Source organism: Peribacillus sp. NPDC094092 (assembly GCF_050279365.1).
Lineage (GTDB): Bacteria > Bacillota > Bacilli > Bacillales > DSM-1321 > Peribacillus.
This window is the reverse complement of record NZ_JBNNUC010000002.1, coordinates 1,157,287-1,175,798: the sequence shown is the minus strand read 5'-3', so window position 1 is coordinate 1,175,798 and position 18,512 is coordinate 1,157,287. Positions and strand designations below refer to the sequence as shown.

Sequence of the window (18,512 nt, the reverse complement as noted above, 5' to 3'; positions counted from 1 at the left end):
CAATATTACCTTTGTTTTTTTGATTGATACAGCCATCAAAAGGTATCTTTCACCTGAAAATCTCATACAAAAAAAGCGGATCACCGCTTTACTTTTGCGTTCCATTGAATGTTTCAATGATTTTCGTATAATTATTGCTGGTGACACCTTCATACCTCGAGAGCTTGGTCAAATCAAAGATTTGATCCTCCCTGCCCAAAAGGAACTGGAAAAGAAATAAGCAGGCCAATTGGATGATGATCACTTTAATTAATAGTCTTTCAAATGTTTTCATAAACCGCACCCTCCATCCGTTTATATTAGCAGTATGGATGGAATCGCTACTTTTCATTCAATCATGTTATACATACAAGCCTTTTTTCTTTAAATCCACCTGCTTTTCAAATATAAATCTCATTAATGTCTGTACATCATTTTTTGCAGGTTCAAGAAACTGGACGTGCATCAGCATATTTCCTTGCTTTTTCTCCGTTACGCGAATGACTTTGCTTTTTAGCCTTAAATAATGAATTTCCCCTGATTTTAACGTAAGCGCCATCCACAGGTATAATTGCGAAACAGATTGAATATTAGTGCCTTTTATAAGCCTTATCGAGGCGCCGCCTGCACTGATATCCTCCGTTAATGCGCGAAAAGGGGTAAACTCTGAATGTTCAGGATGAATGGCTGTATCCAATGTTACATCCAGGCGTACGTATTGCCTCCGTTGGATCTTCACGAACGTTTCTGTTCCGGGCAGCAACAGTTGCATCATGGGTATTCTACCTTTCACTTTTCCAAGCAATTCTGAATCGAATACATAAACAGCCTGCTCTTCATTGGAAAATGTAACGTTGAACTGTGTACCATCCATGAGAAAGGCAATTTTTTTAGTCCCTACATTGATGGGAAAATCGGTATAGACACAACCCGGTCCCACTTCGACAACCATACAATTGAACTTTTCCTTCTGTTCTGGGTATTTCGGTTCGAGCATTAATATATCACCAATTTTAACCATCGTCTTCCACGTCCTTTTTGATTGGAAGGAAACTGAATAATATTACCTACCAATTTCCCCATATAATCCAATAATCATTAAGTTATTATGTCACGAAATAGAAAAAAGGGAAAGTGACTAAGCACATTTCCCTATAACTAATGATATGCGGTAAAGTTTAAATTAAATTATATTCTCGTATATCGGTTCGGAATTCTTTAATTTTTCCACCTTTTCTTCTTGACCGGTATCTGCATTAATGAAAATACGGTAGGTATCATCCTTAATCGTACCGAGATATTCATAACAAAGGACTTCTTCACCGATATCATTGATGATTAATGCCTTTCCTTCTTCCATTATTTTTACATTATTATTGATTTTGTCCTTCGCTTCTTTCTCGGAAATATTCGGATTCCCTATTTCCCTGGTTTTATGTGATTTTAAATACTCGTCGGCTGAAAACCCTATAACGGATCCATCATCCAATGCGATTTTGACCTTGACTGAATCTGGATAGATCTTGACGCCATTTTCTGATGTTACGAAATTCAATAATGCGATATTATCATATTGAGCACTTTCAAATAATTCAAGTGAACTGAAATCATGTTCCTTTAAAAATTCTTCTGCTTTTGTATAAGCTTGATTCAAATCAATATTTGTTTTGTTCACGTCCCTATTATTGATATACCAAATAGGATAACCGCCTTTTTTTGTCAAATCCATATTCAATTCGGTATCGGAATCTTTATCGAGGATGCTCACACTATAAAATCCAAAATCGGACCCTTTCCCGTTCTCTTCCACATTCACCTTCAAATTCTTGCTTTTTGAGTGTGCATATTTTTTTGCCGTCTCAATGGCTTCTTCTTTTGTAATGGTTTCACCTTGCAAATTTTTGAAATTTTCATCCCTCTGTTGTGCAGAAGTAAAAGTCGGATTCATCTCATTCGTTTCCCCATACCCAGATACTTTTTTCTCTACTGTCTTTAATCCGTCGATGATCGTGTTATCCGAATTTTCTTTTCCTGATGCAAGCGCCATTTCGACATCCATCCATCTTAAATTGTTTTTTAGGACTAGATACTGAACTTTTCTTAATTCGCCCTGGATGTCCCCTGCCTGTGTGTACAACGATTGGAGAGTCGCATATTCCTTATCATTCAATGGTTCTTTTTCAAGGTCACGTACCGCTGTTTTATAACTGAAGTCCGCAATTTTAGATAAAAATTCCTCTGTCTTATTAAAAGGAAGCAAGGTCAATGGCAACTGCCCGACATCACTTTGGGCTTCGGAAGTGATACGCCAAACATCTGTTAAAGCCGGACTTAATGAATAACGTGAATTCATAGCCAAAGTACTGCCGACCTTATCGTGCAATAAATCCACTTGATAGCTTAAATCATGGAAGGCTCGCTGATACGTATTTTCAGCATTGATTAATACAGCATTTTTTTCTTTATGCTCTTGATAGCCCCAGAATGCAGTTCCCGCAACAACTACAACAAGCAGGGCAATCACTATATTCCTGATCATTTTCCTTCACCTCTTTACTTACAAAAGATATGTTTTCCGATTCTTTTAATTTGTTCCCTTGACCAGATCCATTTGCTTGTTGCCGTATCGGGATTAAAGTAATATTCTGCATTGCCGCTCGGATCCCACCCATTGATAGCATCCACCACGGCTTCTTTCGCCCTTTCGTTCGGTGTCAGCCAAATCTGTCCATCCGCAACAGCCGTAAAGGCCCCAGGCTCAAAAATCACTCCAGAAATGGTATTAGGAAAGGCAGCACTTTCCACCCTATTCAGAATTACTGCTGCAACAGCAACCTGACCTGTATATGGCTCCCCTCGTGCTTCTCCATATACGGCATTGGCCATCAGCTGTATATCGTTTTGAGAATATCCTCCTGGAAGATTGGCTGATGTAGCCGTTTTGGTAGGGGCATTTCCGGAAGCTGCCCCTCCGGAAGCAGATCCTTTTCCTTTCGCTTTTACCTGTTTTTCAATGGGGACTCCCCCATAATAGGTGAACTCGTTCCCTTTATTGATCTGTTCGTGAACAAATTGTTTATTGAAATTAGATGCATTCGCCAACTTTTGTTTTGTTGTTGTCCCTGCCAGACCATCGATTGGAAGCCCGAAATCTTGTTGAAAGTTTCGAAGTGCCCAATAAGTGCCCCATCCATAGGCTCCATCAATCTTTCCATTATAGTAACCGATGTTTTGCAGGCGTGCCTGCAGTTCAATTACATCATCTCCAACCGCACCTTTTTGAATGACTTGGCCCGAAAAGGCATTTGTTTTTGTTTCCGGGTAAATTACGAAACAAATAGTTATACACGAAAACAGCAAAAGCCATTTCCATTTTGACGAAATTCCTTTCATCAAAAACACTCCTCTTTTTCTTGAATTAATATAATTCTATTTTCTTCTTTACTGGTTTTTTTATTCCAAACATAAAAAAAACGGAGTGGGCAAAATATGCCAGCACTCCGTTTAGATAGTATTCGTCATTTGCTAAGGAAATGATTTTGAGAAAGTTTCTTTGCATGAAAGTCAGACAACAAACGTGCTTTCTTTACTTTTTTCATGCCTAACCACCATAGATAAATCATGAATGGCATAATAAAGTACACCCAAAATTTTTGGGAAACCAAAATATAATCGTAAACCCCATGTAACGAAATCGGTATGATCAATGCCAATAATAAATAGACCCTATTATTTGAAGCCGAAAATTTCGCCTTACCCAAATAATATCCCATGATCACACCGAACAAAGCATGACTGGATACAGGGAGTACCGCCCTGAGAAAAGCGTGTTCCACCCCGTTGGCCAACAAGTACAAAATATTCTCCATTGTAGCGAATCCAAGGGAGACTGCAGCTCCGTATACAATCCCATCATATGGCTCATCGAATGCCACATGCTGATAAATAACATAAATGAGTATGAACCACTTGAAGAATTCCTCAAGCAGTGCAGCCCATAAAAAAGCATTTGCTAAATCAGTATTCAGGATATGTTCGGTTTCGAGCACATACTGTATGAACATAATCGGCAATACAAGAAATACACCGAATAAAAAAGTTTTGACCACAACCGATATCGGTTCGGTTTCATATTGATCTTTCAAATAGAAATAGCTCAGTAGCGCCAATCCTGGCGCAATAGCCGCTGACAACATGACCAGCATTAGCTGACCCTCTTTTCATCTTCTTTTCCTTAATCCTATCATGGAATGAAGAAAAACTGAATCCAAAATCAAGTCTTCCAAATTTAATTTTATCCTTCAGTACTTAAAGAAGGTCTCATCTATAGGGTTTTCGCTTGCAAGCATGACAGCTAACTTGATTCGAGCCTTCTTGCTGTCATAATCAGCACCTAATATCACACCGCGTTGTTTTAAATCAAATGCGCTGCCTTCATAATCATAAGCTGGGTAAACTTTTCCTTCTTCTGCACTTGTGGTCATGATGATCGTGATTCCTTTATCGATTGCAGTTTGTATGGATTTTACCATTACAGGGGTAACTTGTCCCCTTCCTACACCCTCGAGCACAATGCCTTTCGCACCGTTTGCAACCGCAGCATCAATAAAGAGGCCATCAGCGCCTGTATGGCACTTGATGATATCCACCCTTGGGATCCGATTCTGAATATCATAACACTCCCTATGCAGAGGTTTTTGATAGATGCTGACGACATCATTATCAATTATCCCCAAATATCCATAGCCAAAAGATTCGAACCCCTGCAAATTGGAGGCATGTACTTTTTTGACATACTTTGCAGAATAGATCCGCTCATTAAAAACGACCACTACACCAACATCCCTAATAAGATCACTCGCAGCGCATAAAATCGAATTCCTTAGATTGGAATATACATCGGTGCCCACCTCATGAGGAGAACGTTGGGAACCGGTTAATACGATAGGTCTTTGATCCCTGCTCGTGACATCAAGGAAATAAGCCGTTTCCTCAAGTGTATCCGTACCGTGGGTCACGACGATTCCCGTGACTTCGGGATCCTCCAATTCCTTTTGAATGGCTGATTTAAGCTGGAGCATTTTCTCAAAGGACATGGACATGCTTGAAATCTGGAAAAGATCAACCACTTTAACTTTGATATCGTTGGGCAATTCACAAAGTGCTGCCAACTCATGGCCAGTCAATGCACCAGAGGCCAGCATTCCATTCACAGTTTCTTTACTGGCTATAGTCCCACCAGTCGTTATTAATGATATTTTTTCCATACGGTCACTGCTCCTCATTTAAAAAATTCACTTTTCTTTAAGTGCCAAATGATAGGCAATCAATCCACCATGAAACCTGCCGTTCTCGATGAAGATTTCGTTCGCATTATTTCCGGCTGCCAGAACTCCTGCAATATAAAGACCATTAACGTTCGTTTCCATCGTTTCCTCGTTATATGCGGGCCTTCCAGTCTCCTTATCAATAGTAATGCCCATTGAAGCTAAAAAGGAATGGTCAGGATGGTAACCAGTCATTGCAAATACAAAATCATTTTTTATGACTTTTTCCTCATCACCCACGTGATAGATGACGCTGTCTTCCGTTATCCTGTCAACATTTGCATTAAATTCCATCTTGATGGTTCCATTGCGTACCAATGATTCAAATTCAGGAAGAATCCAAGGCTTGACACTTGGAGAGTAATCCGATCCTCTATAAAGGACTGAAACCCTTGCTCCTGATTTGACCAATTCCAGAGCGGCATCCACACTTGAGTTTTTGCCACCGATGACTGCAACGTCACAATTGAAGTAGGGATGGCCCTCCTTGAAGTAATGAAACACTTTAGGGAGCTGTTCACCCGGAATGCACATATAGTTAGGATGATCATAGTAACCGGTCGATATGATCACATGCAAAGCTGTATACTCACCTTTCGATGTCTTGACTAAAAACTTCCCATCTTCTCGTTTTTCCACCTTTTCCACTTTTTCGAATGTATTGACCCGCAATTCTTTCCTCCTGACTACCTCCCTATAATAGGCTAGCGCCTGATTGCGGACCGGTTTACGGTTTTCGATTATAAAAGCAATATCACCAATCTCAAGTTTTTCACTCGAACTGAAAAATGTTTGATGTGTCGGATAACGGTAAATGGAATCAACCACATTGCCTTTTTCAATGATCAAGGATTGTATTCCCACTTCTTTAAGAGCGATTGCAGCAGCCAATCCACAAGGGCCCCCACCTATGATAATGACTTCTTCAACATTCATCTTCATTCCACTGCCTTTCCATGCACTATGTAATTCGTTCGCTAAAAAATAAAACTCCTATCAATACATGATAGGAGTTTTTACAAATCATTTCAATGATAATGCAATGAACATGATTTTCTATAAAGCAATACATGATTTGAATTTTTTAGATCCAACCACGGAAGCGGGAAGCTTCAGCCATTTTTCTTACACCAATCATATATGCCGCTAGGCGCATATCAACACGTCTTGATTGTGCAAGTTCATAAATGTTATTAAAAGACTTAACAAGGATTTTTTCCAGCTTTTCGTCAACTTCTTCTTCAGACCAGTAATACCCTTGATTATTTTGTACCCATTCGAAGTAAGAAACCGTTACACCGCCAGCTGAAGCAAGGACATCAGGAACAAGAAGGATTCCGCGATCCGTCAGGATTTGTGTCGCTTCAATCGTTGTAGGTCCGTTAGCTGCCTCGACAACGATCGATGCTTTGATATCAGCAGCATTTTCTTCAGTGATTTGGTTTTCAATTGCAGCCGGAACTAAAATATCACATTCCAATTCAAGCAATTCTTTATTTGAAATTGTGGATTTAAACAATTTCGTTACGGTTCCGAAACTATCTCTCCGATCGAGAAGATAATCGATATCCAATCCTTCAGGATCATGAAGAGCACCATATGCATCCGAAATCCCAATAACTTTAGCACCTGCGTCATGCATGAATTTAGCTAAGAAACTACCTGCGTTACCAAAACCTTGAATGACTACCCGCGCACCTTTAATATCTATGCCGCGTTTTTTGGCAGCTTCATTGATGCAAATCGTCACACCCTTAGCAGTTGCTGATTCACGGCCATGAGAACCTCCAAGCACTAGCGGCTTACCCGTAATGAATCCTGGCGAGTTGAATTCATCCATACGGCTGTATTCATCCATCATCCAAGCCATGATTTGGGAATTTGTAAACACATCAGGTGCCGGGATATCTTTAGTCGGCCCCACGATTTGGCTAATTGCACGTACATAGCCGCGGCTCAGCCTTTCAAGTTCACGGAATGACATATTACGAGGATCACAAACGATACCGCCTTTACCCCCGCCGTATGGCAAATCGACGATGCCGCATTTCAAGCTCATCCAAATGGATAATGCCTTCACTTCACGTTCCGTTACATTAGGGTGAAAACGGATACCACCTTTTGTAGGGCCAACAGCATCGTTATGCTGTGCACGGTAACCTGTGAAAATTTTAACCGAGCCATCATCCATGCGGACCGGAATCTTCACCGTTAATAAACGCAATGGTTCCTTCAACAGCTCAAAAACTTCTTCCGGGTAACCCAGCTTATCCAAAGCTTTATGTATTACAGTTTGGGTAGACCTCAGTACGTCGTGTTTTTCTTCTTCATTTACATGGCTATTGCCTTTTGCCGATTCCATTAAAAGTACCTCCTAGTAAATCTCCATATATAAAAATTATAATGTACAAATAGTCCTCTTCATGTGCTAGTATACACCTTCGTTACATTAATGCAAGAGTAAAAATGGGAAATTAAAAGTTGGAAATATTCTAAAAATGAAAACGTTATCATATCAACTGTTTTCATACTCTTTAAGCGTCTATCTCCTTCGGCAGAAAGTTGAGGCAAAAAAGGCAGCCCGCATAGTTTTTACCATAATGTGGCTGCCTTGTTTCACATCAGCTAAAATGTTTGAGCAAAACATGTATCGCTTCTTTTTCGATTATGCATGTTCCATATTCATTGATGCGGCTGAGTGTCAAAGTAGATGCATGGCCATACTCAGCCGCCAAAGATATGACCGTGTCATATGTCGTGTCTTTAACATTTTCGATAAGTAAATAGTATCTTCCCTCAAAATGATAAAGAGTACTATTAAGCAAACCTTGAAAAGATAATCTACGACATAATTGGACGATATCTTCAAAGTCATCGAACACATACAGAATATGGGGGAAGTCATCTATTTTCACTTGTAAATCCAAGAATTCCTCTTCATCAGTCAATAATTCCTCTTCGTCCTTTGTCACAATGATTATCAACCCTTGTGCGGGCAAAGAGAAAATTTCAATTGCAATGGAGCCACTCATTTTAAAGCTGAGTTCTTCGCACGCTTCTTCGACCATATCCTGAAATAGCTTGTGGACCTTTAAGGAATTCCCTAATATATCTTCTTTTGTTATGCCTCTATCAATTAAATCATCAAGGGTCAAAAAAATCTTGATTTTATTATTAGTTAATCGCTCCAGCTTCATAAAAAAATGCCCCCTGGTTACCATCTTCATACATCATATGAAGCCTTGGTCGCAGGGTGCATATCCATTATTTCTCTTAAGCCGGATGCCGCTAACCTTTCAGCCATTCCTCCCATTTCGGTTGTGTGTCCCCCATTATAACTTCGCTGAAGGCCGCACGGTTTTCCTCGGAAATGAGGCTCAGCGCCGCACCGCCAAGCCCCACCTTCAAGTCCGGGAAATCCTTTATTAACATTTCAACCAGCCTAAATGTTCCATCTAAATTCTCTTTCAGTGAACAAGACATGAATAGGTAAGACGGTTTTATGATGTCCAAAACGGTGAAAAGGTCCTTATCAGCTACCGATTCACCTAAATAAATGGTTTCATACCCTTTCCGCTTCAAAAAAACGGTAAAGACCAAAAGCCCAAATTCATGTTTTTCACCCGGGGCACAAACGGTAAGGGCTTTCGGAAGAAAACCGTTAGTCGGAATGGTATGCATAACTGAACTGATCCTGGATTTCAGGATGTTCGACGCAAAGTGTTCATGAGCGGAAGTAATTTCCCCCCTTTCCCACTTATCCCCAATCTGAACCAATATTGAGCCAAGTACATCAACTATGGTTTGCTCGATTGTATACATACTGAATGCTTGGCTTATCAGCATATGCGCTTTATTTTCATTGAAATTCAATAGGGCATCAATTAATTCATCCGATAACTTAATCGCTTGTTCATCCTTACGGTTCGTTTCAGGAACTCCAGGAGCTGGAGTGCCACTACTTTCAAGAAGTGAAACGGCTTGGCTTATTGTAAAACCTTGCTTTGTCTTATTGATGAGCCACTTAAGGATTTGCAAATGTTTTTCAGTATACAGCCGATGACCCGATTCATTCCTGACAGGCTCAATAAATTTATAGCGCCTTTCCCATGCCCTAAGGGTTCCCGACTGAATGTCCAGCAGTTTTGAAACTGCCTTTATATTATATTTACCTTCTTGCATGGTTTTACAAGGCCTCCAATAATTGTACGATCATTTGTTGAAATTATAGTGGATTTTTCATGGTCTGTAAAATTCCGAGATGCTCCATCAATAGGAGCCTAATAGGTCTTTACCACGGCTTCACCTATTTCAGTGTTTGTCCCCCTTTTCAGTGTGAAGAGGTGCGTTTCCGGCTTAGCCTCAAGCCTTAAAGGCACTGCGCTTGTCCCATAGCCATTACTCGTCATATATAAACAGTCCCCCTCTTTTTCAATACTGCCGATCTGGTAGGGCCCGAATCCGAATAGACGAATCTGCCCGCCATGGGTGTGACCTGACAGGACAAGACTAATATGGTGTTCTGGAGTCAACTGTTTCTTGACCAATGGATTATGGCTCACCAAAATCCGAAAATCTTCATCCCCGCAATCCGACAGGGCAAGGTCAAGCCTATCACGTTCTTCCGATATATCATCAATGCCCAGAAGAGCGATTTTGGTGCCATTTTGAGATTCAAAAGAAACAGCTGTATTATCAAGGATTTTCACACCATGTTTCAAAAGAGTCGCATCCAGTTCATGAAAGTCTCCTTCATAATCATTATTACCCCAAACAAAATAAAGGGGACCAAGTTCTTTTAGATTCAATATATTTTTTTCCACACGTTCTAAGGGAACCCCGCTTTCCCTAATGTCACCGCCGATTATCACCAAATCTGCCTTGTCACGAGCTTCCTCAATTAATTTATCCGCAACGATCCGCCGATGAAGATCGGATATAAAAAAAATCCGAACATCTCCAAAGCCTTCAGGAAAATCTTTAAAAAATAAGTCTTGAGAAATCACCCTATCTTGCATAGCGGTACGCCACATGTAAATGATTACGGCAAATGACAGCAAAATGATGAATAAAAATAATCCTGATAACCATAACATCTTAGTTAAACCTTCTTTCCATCCATATCCCAAACGTACTTTCATATAACCATAAAACCATATTACCCGCAATTAAATATGGTTTATCGCGATTATCATTTATTTTCATGATATAAATTAATATCATAGTTCTTCTTCATCATTTCAAAAACCTTATGGCGGTTTTTCCATTCTTCCTCTTTTTCCCACAATTGCTTACTTTTATTAATGATTTCACAGCGTAACAGTTGAAACTCCTTTTCAGCTTTATCAAGCTTTTTTTTAATTAATACCATATATCCATAAAGGCCGATTGCTGCCGCCAAAAAAAGGAAATGGCTAAAATGATCCACGAAAACACTAAACATACTGAAAAAGGAATAGGAATAAGGTACAACGATATAAAAATATAGATAAATCATAAAAAGGGCAGCAACAATCATGGTTGCCCATAAGCTTTGAAGATGCTTCTTTTTAAGTGCCTCGAATTTTTTCTTTCGATCTACGACATTCTGCAGCATTTGCTTTGTTGCTTGATCCGTTTTCTCATCCAATAAAATGATTGTCGATTCCATCGCATTTCCTCCTCTGCTCTTTCAAATCATGATATGAAAGAGCAAAGGAAAAAATGATAAAGTACCTATCACGTTTACCTTCATACTGAATTAAGTCAAACAATCTTAAAAACACCCTGCCTATAAAGACAGAGTGCCATCGTTATTTCTTGATGGGGATTTTCAATACCTGACCTTTGGAAATTTCATTGCCATTCAGCCCATTCCACTCCCTGATCAGAGCAATCCCTTCCTGTGATTTGTAGTAATTCATGGAAATGCGAAATAATGTTTCTTCACCTTGAACAGTATGTAAGACAACCTTGTATCCCTCTTTATCCGGTTTCGCAGCTTTATCATTTTCGGCAGCCTTTTTCTTTTCTGTTTCTGCCTTCTTCGCTTTTTCGGCAGCTATTTGCTGTGCTTTGGCCTTTTCCTCAGCTTCTTGAGCTTCTTGCTGTACTTTGGCCTTTTCCTCAGCTTCTCGCTGTGCTTTGGCCTTTTCCTCAGCTTCTCGCTGCGCTTTGGCCTTTTCCTCAGCTTCTTGCTGTGCTTTGGCCTTTTCCTCAGCTTCTTGCTGCGCTTTGGCCTTTTCCTCAGCTTCTTCTTTTTCTTTCTCCGCTGCAGCCTTTGCCGAATCTTTTTCCTTTAAATCATCTGAAGTAGCTGTAGTTGGAATCGATTCAGTATCTTCCTCTCTAAAGACGACTTGGTCACTTTTCACAACAGGTACAGGCCTATCCTGCAGATATGTATAAAGGGTGTAAAATCCAATTGGAAGTAAAATAAAAAATAATGCTAATAATTGAATCATCGGGATCTTCTTCGATTTACTTTTTTTCTTTTTACTCTGGTGGACTTTGCTCCGCTTGGGCAATGAGGACTTAGCCTTCTGACGTTCCATCCGCGAACGAAGTTCACCGGCCTGATCGTTTTCTTTTTCATTCTTTTGCACTTGGCTCATTCAAGTCACCCCCTTTCTTGCTAAACCCTCTGTGCTTTTTGTTCCTTATTAACATACCGAGGATAAAGTCAATCAAAAAGTGAGCTGTCATCGTCACGATAAGATTATTAGTCATTTCAAATAGAAAACCGATAAAGAAGCTCAAAACCAGAACATTTAAAAATAAAAACCAATTAAAAAGGTAACGATAATGAACGGCTGCAAATATGAGGCTCGTAATAAGCAAACCAAAATGTGTTTGCAACACTCCCCGGAATAATACTTCTTCACTTATCGCAACCATTAAAGTAACGGCAAAAATCATCGGGTATGACAAATTACTGAAAATGCGTTCGTTAATACCGCCATCATCCTGATAGGAAGATGGTGTCACTTTCATAAACAATATGTCAATTAACACGACAATGATTCCAGCAGGAATCCCAATAAGTAAAATGTTCAGATCATCAAAGATAAATAAGTCGAAAAAAGCTGAACGGTCTTTAAATAAAATAATACCTAAAAAGATGGCTAACGTTAAGAGAATAATTTGTGTAAGAAACAAATTATATAGCAACTGTTTATCTGTAAGTTGTTTAATTATTTCAGCTTGCTTATTTTTCATTGCCATTTTCCTTCTTTAATAAGATATTAGCCAATTCTTTTTTCCAAGTGGAAAAGGAATCGACGGGATCCAGCTTGACTTCCGGCCATACATCTGCCAGTTTATCGACAGCCACCCCACAGATATCACAGCAGATGGGGTTCACTTCCAGATGCTTTTCTCCAAAGTAGTCCAGTATCCCTAAACGGCGACATTCCTGTGCATATATCCAGTGAAGGAATTTATGCAGCTTTTCCTGATTGTTCGATTTTCTCTTTTGACAATACTCTTTCATCTCTGCGATTTGATCTAGGTCATTGCCCGTGATAAGCTGCATAAAAAAACGGAGCTGGATTTCGTTCAACGAAAAAGATTGAGACAGCTGATCTTTTTCCGAGAGGGTCAAATCCGCCATATTTTTGTGAGATGCATTAAGGAAAGAACATACACCATCAATTTGCGAATCCGTAGGCAATTGTTGCTCCATCAAATGCAGGGGAAGCCCTTCATCCCCTTCGGCATATAATAAGACCGCCACACTTTGTTTCCGATCTCGTCCCGCCCTGCCTATCTCCTGAAGGTATGCTTCCATCGTGGACGGGATATGAAAATGGATAACATATCTGACATCCGATTTATTCACACCCATTCCAAAAGCACTTGTTGCACATATAATTTTCAACTGGCCGGAAATGAATTGCTGCTGAATGAGCATCCTTTGTTCCTGTTCCATTCCACCGTGATAATAATTGACACTATCTATCCCGTTATCCTGTAAAAACCCAGTGACTGATTCCGCCGCTTTTTTAGAGGAAAAATAAATAATTCCGCTTCCGGTAAATTTCCTGACAAGTTCCAGCACACGGGATAGCTTTTCATCGTAGCTGAACATTCGCTCGACAATAATGGCAATATTTTCCCGATCAACAGATGAGACCATTTCCTTGGCATGCCCTATATTGAGTTTACCAACAATGTCCCTCCGGACCTCATCTGTTGCCGTTGCCGTAAGGGCAAGTGTCAACGGGTTGTTCAATTCACGCCTCACTTCTCCTAAATTCAAATAATCCGGTCGGAAATCATACCCCCATTGGGAGATGCAGTGTGCTTCGTCTATGACGAACAAACCTATGTCTATCGATTTCAAGGATTTTATCACACCATCCAGACTTAACATTTCAGGGGATAAAAAGATAAAACGATAACTATGTAACCGGTCGAAAGCTTTCCTTTTTTGATTTAGCGTCAAAAAAGAGTTGAGGGTCAATACACTTTTTTCGCCACTCATCTTCAGCTGATCTGCTTGATCCTGCATTAAAGATAATAAAGGGGAGACAATTAGGACAGTCTTATTTAAGAGATAAGCAGGCAGCTGGTAACATAATGATTTACCTGATCCAGTCGGGAGCATCGCTAAGGTATGACGGCCGGACAACAATGATTCAACCACTTCCTTTTGTCCAGGGCGGAATTCATCAAATCCGAATTTTTCTTTGAGGACTCGTTCTATATTCATCATCACTCACCTATTTTCGCAAGTACAAGTCTTATTTGGAAAAAGCTTATTTGTTTATTATCGACCATCTGCTTGATTGCTTTAAGCTTTTTTGTACCAAGTTCCTCAATGGCTTCAGCAATTTCCCTCTCATCCTCGATCGTTACATAATCGGAAATTGGAAAATCCTTTTCCGATAAGACAATTTCCACGAGGTGATCTTCGATGGTGTTTACCTTCAATCTGCGGATTTCAGCAATTTCACCCAGATTTTTCCCTTCCTGGATGTATCGTAAAGTTGTCTTTGTAGACTGTGTCAATTGAGGATTCCCACTTCTTTTCCAATCATTGGTTAATGAGGACAAGAGAGGGTAATCCTTTCCCTTTTCCATTTCCATCAGCATTTGATGCAATGAGTCAAGGAATGTAAAGCGAACATACTCTTCTTCTACATCTTTCCTTCTTGCAATTTGTTCGAATGTAAGACCAATCCTGTTTATTCCGGTTAACCTCAAAATGAAAATGTCTCGTTTCATATCATTTTGACTTTCTAAAAGGGATATCAGTTCATCATATAGATGTTGTGCAATCACCGCTCGATCCTGACGATTGACATGTAAAAATTCCTTTACGAAAAATTGGATTTTAGGATTTCGTTGTATCGGATAAAAACGTCTTTCATTGTGGACAATATGGGATATGGTTTGAATGAGTAAGTTTAACCTTCCCCAGAAAACCGGGGTGATATTGTGATACTTCCAACCATTTATATACGTCGGGAAAGGATTACTTTTAAAGTAATCGACTAACATTCCCTCACCTTGCATACTAATTTCATACGCATCAGGTTTATCCGTTAAATTAATCATGTCATGCTTAAGCAAATGTTCTATGTCGTGATTTAATTGCTGACGGGTAAATCGGGGTATTGTCCCAAAAATATCCGTTAACCCGAATAAATGGGCATCCTGGATTGTTTGTGACGATTTCTTACCCTGCAGCATATGGTATATAGCATAAATGGAACGTTCGCCTTGAAATTTTTTTATCGCATATAGAATGATGGCCTGTAGATAATTATTCATGGGACTCACATCCTTGTTTCATTTAACCAATAACCCCATTGTAACAAAAAACTGCTAAAATCGCCGTTATTATTGATGAATACAAGGGAAATTATGTGACTAAATGACGAACCATGGAAAGAACCAGATTAATTATATGGATGTTTTTCATTGACATTCTGCTACTTGATAGTTATTATCAATACAATTTCTATTGAAAAGTTTGGCATTCGGTCTTACAATAAGAAAGAGATAATAATCTGAAATAAAAAGATTATCAGTTGTTAATCAACTTAGGAGGGGTTATATTCATGGCTAAATTTACTATTGTGGATAAAGAAACATGCATAGCTTGTGGAGCTTGCGGAGCAGCTGCACCAGATATATATGATTATGATGACGAAGGGATTGCATTTGTTACCCTTGACGATAACGAGGGAATCGTTGAAATTCCAGATGTACTTATAGACGACATGATGGATGCATTTGAAGGATGCCCAACGGATTCCATTAAAGTTGCTGACGAGGCATTTGACGGGGATGCACTAAAATTCGAATAACGGTACAAGCCATTTTCAATCGAGAATGGCTTTTTCTTTTGGCCAATGTCGGATTGCATCTTCTCATACCCAAAAAACAGACTTAAAAAAACAACCGAATATGGATATCCGGTTGTTTTTTTCATTTATCGTCAATGAGTTAAGCATTTTTATATAATGATTGCTTATTGATCCATGTCTGTAATTTAATGAACAGCAACATGAATACAGATGTGATGAGCACGCCTTTTATCACGTTGAAAGGCAAGATTGCCGTCGTAACGAACTTTCTTGACTCGGGCGCCGACATTGCATCCCATCCCATGAAGAAGGTATATGCCGGTAAAAAAACAAAATAGTTTAAAACACTCATGAATACTGCCATGGAAACTGTCCCAGCAAGTAAAGCGAACGTCATCCCTTTTTTTGAATTGATTTTCTTAAATACATAATAAGTTGGCAAAACAAACAGGATGCCGGCTATAAAGTTAGCGATATGCCCCACAGGTACAGCAGTCAAGGTCCCTGTCATGACTAAATCCAATAGGTTTTTAATGAACTCGACTAGAATGCCTGCCATTGGACCGAAAATCAATGCCGCCATCAATGCTGGTATGTCGCTAAAATCGACATTGAGAAAAGGCGGGAATCCTGGAAACGGGAAATTTAAAAGCATCAATAAATAGGAAATGCTCCCCATCATCGCAAGTGTGACCGTTTTTTTCACTTTGTTCTTATTCATAGTTCTCTCTCCTTCTTTTCCGATCTACCTGAAAAAGAGGTTTGGGTTCCAAAATATGCTGATGCTCAATAAAAAACCTTTAATTCCAATAGAATTAAAGGGATAAATTAAAGGTTACATCAAACAAACGTTCAGCAAATAACTGTTGAAACGCATTCAGGAACCTCCATCTTCTCCCATCCAGACTATACTGTCGGCTTTGGAATCACACCAAATCCTGCCTTGTAAGGCTCGCGGGCTTAGAAGAGGAAATTCCTTCATCACCGCCGGTGGGGAATTGCGCCCCGCCCCGAAGATAGACCTATAAATTTTTATACTTTCCATTATATCTGAAATTCCTTTTTTTTGATAGCATTTTTTCTCAGTTAATGCATTCAGGATGAATAGCGATTGCCACATTGAAAGGTTTAAAACGAATAGCAAAAATTTTTTTATATTATGCAAACGAAGACGAAGCCATTTATATCACGACATTAATTAGATGATCAGCTAAAAATCATGTTATTAAACGCTTACATCCAGATACGCCAAATTGACATCTTTGGCATTTCAATTGTAAAATTAACTGAAATTTAAGATAATTCTTTTCCCTAGGAAGGTGTTTAGACGTGTATCGGATTTTAGTAGCAGACGCCATTAAACCAGAAGGACTCGGACCGCTATCAGAGGCAACCAATATTCATCTCATTCAGAAAACCGTAGAGGAAGCTGCAAACGAACTGGATCGGATCGATGCAATTCTTGTGAGAAGTGCAACGAAGGTTTCGGAAGATTTAATGAACCGTATGCCACAGTTAAAGATTATAGCACGCGCTGGTGTCGGTGTTGATAACATAGACATCCCCGCAGCGACAAAACGCGGGATTGTCGTGGTTAATGCACCTGACGGCAATACCATTTCAACAGCTGAACATACATTTGCGATGATGGCTTCATTAATGCGCCACATTCCGCAAGCATATGCTTCACTGAAGAATGGAGAGTGGAAACGTTCTTCATATACGGGAACTGAACTTCGTGGTAAAACATTAGGTATAGTTGGCTTTGGACGTATCGGAGGGGAAATTGCAAAACGTGCTAAAGTGTTTGGCATGGATGTCATTGTCTATGATCCGTTCCTGACTGTCGATCGTGCAAAGAAGATGTCCGTAACGGCCATGCCATTAGATGACTTGCTTCCTAAAGCAGACATCATCACTGTTCATACACCACTAACGGATGATACTAGAGGATTAATCAATAAAGAAAAACTGCTTACCTGTAAAAAGGGGGTTTATGTACTGAACTGCGCCCGTGGTGGAATTCTAGATGAAGATGATTTATATGAAATGTTAGTTCAAGGACATGTTGCAGGGGCCGCTCTGGACGTTTTCGTCGAAGAACCTCCACTTGGCCATAAACTGCTTGAACTGGATAGCGTCATTGCTACACCGCATCTTGGTGCTTCCACGAAAGAAGCCCAATTAAATGTTGCCGTACAGGTTGCCCAGGAAGTATTGACCTATTTTGAAGGTAATCCAGTCTCAAGTTCAATCAATCTTCCAGCCATATCTAAAGAAGTGTTTGAAAAGGTACAGCCTTTCTATCAACTTGTTCAGCAAATGGGATCCATTGCTTCTCAGTGCATGAATGAAGGAATTCAGGAAATCTCCGTTACGTATGCAGGCGAATCATTGGATTTCGATACAGCGATTCTGACAAAAAGTCTAATCTCTGGCTTTCTCAGATCAAGAGTTGATGCATCAGTCAATGAAGTGAATGCCTTGTTGATCGCAAAAGAGCGTGGCATAACCGTTGGTGAAAAAATCTCCACGGACTCTTTAGGTTACTCGAATTTGATCAGCCTTAAAGTAAAAGGTGACAACCGTGAATTGACAATCAGTGGAACCTATATCGAAAATTACGGTTCTCGAATTGTAAGTTTGAATGGTTTCAAAATCGACTTTCATCCAGAATCGAATTTGCTTTATATCCAGCATACCGATAAACCTGGTGTAATCGGTAACGTAGGTAAGGTCCTAGGTGACCATGGAGTGAATATCGCCACCATGCAGGTTGGCCGAAAAGAAGCTGGCGGGGAAGCCATCATGGTTTTGAGTTTTGATTTACCATTAGAAGACAAAATGAAACAATTTTTAATGGAAACAGAAGAAATTACATTCATGGCACGCATTTCATTATAAGAAGAAA

19 protein-coding genes and 1 riboswitch are annotated in these 18,512 nt (G+C 39.7%); of the genes, 2 read left to right on the top strand and 17 right to left on the bottom strand.

Features of this window, described 5'->3' with window-relative positions; genetic code table 11:
* Positions 1-88: 88 nt before the first annotated feature.
* The 16 genes from ACQKNS_RS14750 to ACQKNS_RS14675 all read right to left on the bottom strand — a co-directional run bounded on the left by ACQKNS_RS14750 (position 89) and on the right by ACQKNS_RS14675 (position 15,062).
* Positions 89-274, bottom strand: coding sequence for a YpfB family protein (locus tag ACQKNS_RS14750; RefSeq protein ID WP_427643854.1), 186 nt, complete (start codon positions 272-274; stop codon positions 89-91).
* A gap of 66 nt (positions 275-340) precedes the next feature.
* Positions 341-1,000, bottom strand: coding sequence for a flagellar brake protein (locus tag ACQKNS_RS14745; RefSeq protein ID WP_427643852.1), 660 nt, complete (start codon positions 998-1,000; stop codon positions 341-343).
* Between the two features lie 162 nt (positions 1,001-1,162).
* The gene (gene ypeB / locus ACQKNS_RS14740; RefSeq protein ID WP_427643850.1) at positions 1,163-2,518 is read right to left on the bottom strand and encodes a germination protein YpeB; all 1,356 of its coding nucleotides are present in this window, start codon (positions 2,516-2,518) and stop codon (positions 1,163-1,165) included.
* A gap of 14 nt (positions 2,519-2,532) precedes the next feature.
* Entirely contained in the window at positions 2,533-3,372 is an 840-nt protein-coding gene (sleB, locus tag ACQKNS_RS14735; protein ID WP_427643848.1) for a spore cortex-lytic enzyme, read from the bottom strand.
* A 125-nt stretch (positions 3,373-3,497) separates the two neighbouring features.
* Positions 3,498-4,184, bottom strand: a complete 687-nt coding sequence (gene prsW, locus ACQKNS_RS14730) for a glutamic-type intramembrane protease PrsW (RefSeq protein WP_283915081.1) — start codon at positions 4,182-4,184, stop codon at positions 3,498-3,500.
* Between the two features lie 96 nt (positions 4,185-4,280).
* Positions 4,281-5,246, bottom strand: a complete 966-nt coding sequence (locus ACQKNS_RS14725; RefSeq protein ID WP_427643846.1) for an asparaginase — start codon at positions 5,244-5,246, stop codon at positions 4,281-4,283.
* Between the two features lie 27 nt (positions 5,247-5,273).
* Positions 5,274-6,242, bottom strand: a complete 969-nt coding sequence (locus ACQKNS_RS14720; protein WP_427644232.1) for a YpdA family putative bacillithiol disulfide reductase — start codon at positions 6,240-6,242, stop codon at positions 5,274-5,276.
* A gap of 148 nt (positions 6,243-6,390) precedes the next feature.
* Positions 6,391-7,668: a Glu/Leu/Phe/Val family dehydrogenase gene (locus tag ACQKNS_RS14715; protein WP_048681753.1), complete on the bottom strand. Its 1,278-nt coding sequence runs from the start codon at positions 7,666-7,668 to the stop codon at positions 6,391-6,393.
* 259 nt (positions 7,669-7,927) lie between these two features.
* The gene (locus ACQKNS_RS14710; RefSeq protein WP_427643844.1) at positions 7,928-8,503 is read right to left on the bottom strand and encodes a genetic competence negative regulator; all 576 of its coding nucleotides are present in this window, start codon (positions 8,501-8,503) and stop codon (positions 7,928-7,930) included.
* Between the two features lie 91 nt (positions 8,504-8,594).
* Positions 8,595-9,488: a MerR family transcriptional regulator gene (locus tag ACQKNS_RS14705; RefSeq protein ID WP_427643842.1), complete on the bottom strand. Its 894-nt coding sequence runs from the start codon at positions 9,486-9,488 to the stop codon at positions 8,595-8,597.
* Positions 9,489-9,586: 98 nt separating this feature from the next.
* Positions 9,587-10,447 (bottom strand): metallophosphoesterase, encoded by an 861-nt coding sequence (locus tag ACQKNS_RS14700; protein ID WP_427643840.1) that lies wholly within the window; start codon positions 10,445-10,447, stop codon positions 9,587-9,589.
* 50 nt (positions 10,448-10,497) lie between these two features.
* Complete coding sequence (locus tag ACQKNS_RS14695) at positions 10,498-10,956, bottom strand: YpbF family protein (RefSeq protein WP_137016062.1); 459 nt, start codon at positions 10,954-10,956, stop codon at positions 10,498-10,500.
* 142 nt (positions 10,957-11,098) lie between these two features.
* Positions 11,099-11,899 carry a LysM peptidoglycan-binding domain-containing protein gene (locus tag ACQKNS_RS14690; protein ID WP_427643838.1) on the bottom strand — a complete coding sequence of 267 codons (801 nt, stop codon included), beginning with the start codon at positions 11,897-11,899 and terminating at the stop codon, positions 11,099-11,101.
* On the bottom strand, positions 11,877-12,503 hold the full coding sequence (locus ACQKNS_RS14685) for a CPBP family intramembrane glutamic endopeptidase (RefSeq protein WP_427643836.1): 627 nt from the start codon (positions 12,501-12,503) through the stop codon (positions 11,877-11,879). Before ACQKNS_RS14685 ends, ACQKNS_RS14690 begins: the two co-directional genes overlap by 23 nt.
* Complete coding sequence (locus tag ACQKNS_RS14680; RefSeq protein WP_427643834.1) at positions 12,493-13,998, bottom strand: RecQ family ATP-dependent DNA helicase; 1,506 nt, start codon at positions 13,996-13,998, stop codon at positions 12,493-12,495. The genes ACQKNS_RS14685 and ACQKNS_RS14680 overlap by 11 nt, the downstream gene beginning before the upstream one ends.
* Before the next feature lie 2 nt (positions 13,999-14,000).
* Positions 14,001-15,062, bottom strand: coding sequence for a helix-turn-helix domain-containing protein (locus tag ACQKNS_RS14675; RefSeq protein WP_427643832.1), 1,062 nt, complete (start codon positions 15,060-15,062; stop codon positions 14,001-14,003).
* Positions 15,063-15,352: 290 nt separating this feature from the next.
* Here ACQKNS_RS14675 and ACQKNS_RS14670 point away from each other — a divergent pair, with 290 nt between their 5' ends.
* Complete coding sequence (locus ACQKNS_RS14670) at positions 15,353-15,601, top strand: ferredoxin (protein ID WP_034308087.1); 249 nt, start codon at positions 15,353-15,355, stop codon at positions 15,599-15,601.
* A gap of 139 nt (positions 15,602-15,740) precedes the next feature.
* On the opposite strand, the gene ACQKNS_RS14665 is transcribed toward ACQKNS_RS14670, so the two are convergent.
* On the bottom strand, positions 15,741-16,322 hold the full coding sequence (locus ACQKNS_RS14665) for an ECF transporter S component (RefSeq protein ID WP_427643830.1): 582 nt from the start codon (positions 16,320-16,322) through the stop codon (positions 15,741-15,743).
* Positions 16,323-16,486: 164 nt separating this feature from the next.
* Positions 16,487-16,623, bottom strand: a riboswitch (FMN riboswitch).
* 307 nt (positions 16,624-16,930) lie between these two features.
* Between ACQKNS_RS14665 and serA the strand changes: the two genes are divergently transcribed.
* On the top strand, positions 16,931-18,505 hold the full coding sequence (serA, locus tag ACQKNS_RS14660; protein ID WP_427643828.1) for a phosphoglycerate dehydrogenase: 1,575 nt from the start codon (positions 16,931-16,933) through the stop codon (positions 18,503-18,505).
* The last annotated feature ends 7 nt before the right edge of the window (positions 18,506-18,512 follow it).

What these genes read in the sequence shown, in the direction of transcription:
- ACQKNS_RS14750 (WP_427643854.1), bottom strand. Translation starts at nt 274, where the DNA reads ATGAAAACATTTGAAAGACTATTAATTAAAGTGATCATCATCCAATTG.
- ACQKNS_RS14745 (WP_427643852.1), bottom strand. Translation starts at nt 1,000, where the DNA reads ATGGTTAAAATTGGTGATATATTAATGCTCGAACCGAAATACCCAGAA.
- ypeB (WP_427643850.1), bottom strand. Translation starts at nt 2,518, where the DNA reads ATGATCAGGAATATAGTGATTGCCCTGCTTGTTGTAGTTGTTGCGGGA.
- sleB (WP_427643848.1), bottom strand. Translation starts at nt 3,372, where the DNA reads ATGAAAGGAATTTCGTCAAAATGGAAATGGCTTTTGCTGTTTTCGTGT.
- prsW (WP_283915081.1), bottom strand. Translation starts at nt 4,184, where the DNA reads ATGCTGGTCATGTTGTCAGCGGCTATTGCGCCAGGATTGGCGCTACTG.
- ACQKNS_RS14725 (WP_427643846.1), bottom strand. Translation starts at nt 5,246, where the DNA reads ATGGAAAAAATATCATTAATAACGACTGGTGGGACTATAGCCAGTAAA.
- ACQKNS_RS14720 (WP_427644232.1), bottom strand. Translation starts at nt 6,242, where the DNA reads ATGAATGTTGAAGAAGTCATTATCATAGGTGGGGGCCCTTGTGGATTG.
- ACQKNS_RS14715 (WP_048681753.1), bottom strand. Translation starts at nt 7,668, where the DNA reads ATGGAATCGGCAAAAGGCAATAGCCATGTAAATGAAGAAGAAAAACAC.
- ACQKNS_RS14710 (WP_427643844.1), bottom strand. Translation starts at nt 8,503, where the DNA reads ATGAAGCTGGAGCGATTAACTAATAATAAAATCAAGATTTTTTTGACC.
- ACQKNS_RS14705 (WP_427643842.1), bottom strand. Translation starts at nt 9,488, where the DNA reads ATGCAAGAAGGTAAATATAATATAAAGGCAGTTTCAAAACTGCTGGAC.
- ACQKNS_RS14700 (WP_427643840.1), bottom strand. Translation starts at nt 10,447, where the DNA reads ATGAAAGTACGTTTGGGATATGGATGGAAAGAAGGTTTAACTAAGATG.
- ACQKNS_RS14695 (WP_137016062.1), bottom strand. Translation starts at nt 10,956, where the DNA reads ATGGAATCGACAATCATTTTATTGGATGAGAAAACGGATCAAGCAACA.
- ACQKNS_RS14690 (WP_427643838.1), bottom strand. Translation starts at nt 11,899, where the DNA reads ATGAGCCAAGTGCAAAAGAATGAAAAAGAAAACGATCAGGCCGGTGAA.
- ACQKNS_RS14685 (WP_427643836.1), bottom strand. Translation starts at nt 12,503, where the DNA reads ATGAAAAATAAGCAAGCTGAAATAATTAAACAACTTACAGATAAACAG.
- ACQKNS_RS14680 (WP_427643834.1), bottom strand. Translation starts at nt 13,998, where the DNA reads ATGAATATAGAACGAGTCCTCAAAGAAAAATTCGGATTTGATGAATTC.
- ACQKNS_RS14675 (WP_427643832.1), bottom strand. Translation starts at nt 15,062, where the DNA reads ATGAATAATTATCTACAGGCCATCATTCTATATGCGATAAAAAAATTT.
- ACQKNS_RS14670 (WP_034308087.1), top strand. Translation starts at nt 15,353, where the DNA reads ATGGCTAAATTTACTATTGTGGATAAAGAAACATGCATAGCTTGTGGA.
- ACQKNS_RS14665 (WP_427643830.1), bottom strand. Translation starts at nt 16,322, where the DNA reads ATGAATAAGAACAAAGTGAAAAAAACGGTCACACTTGCGATGATGGGG.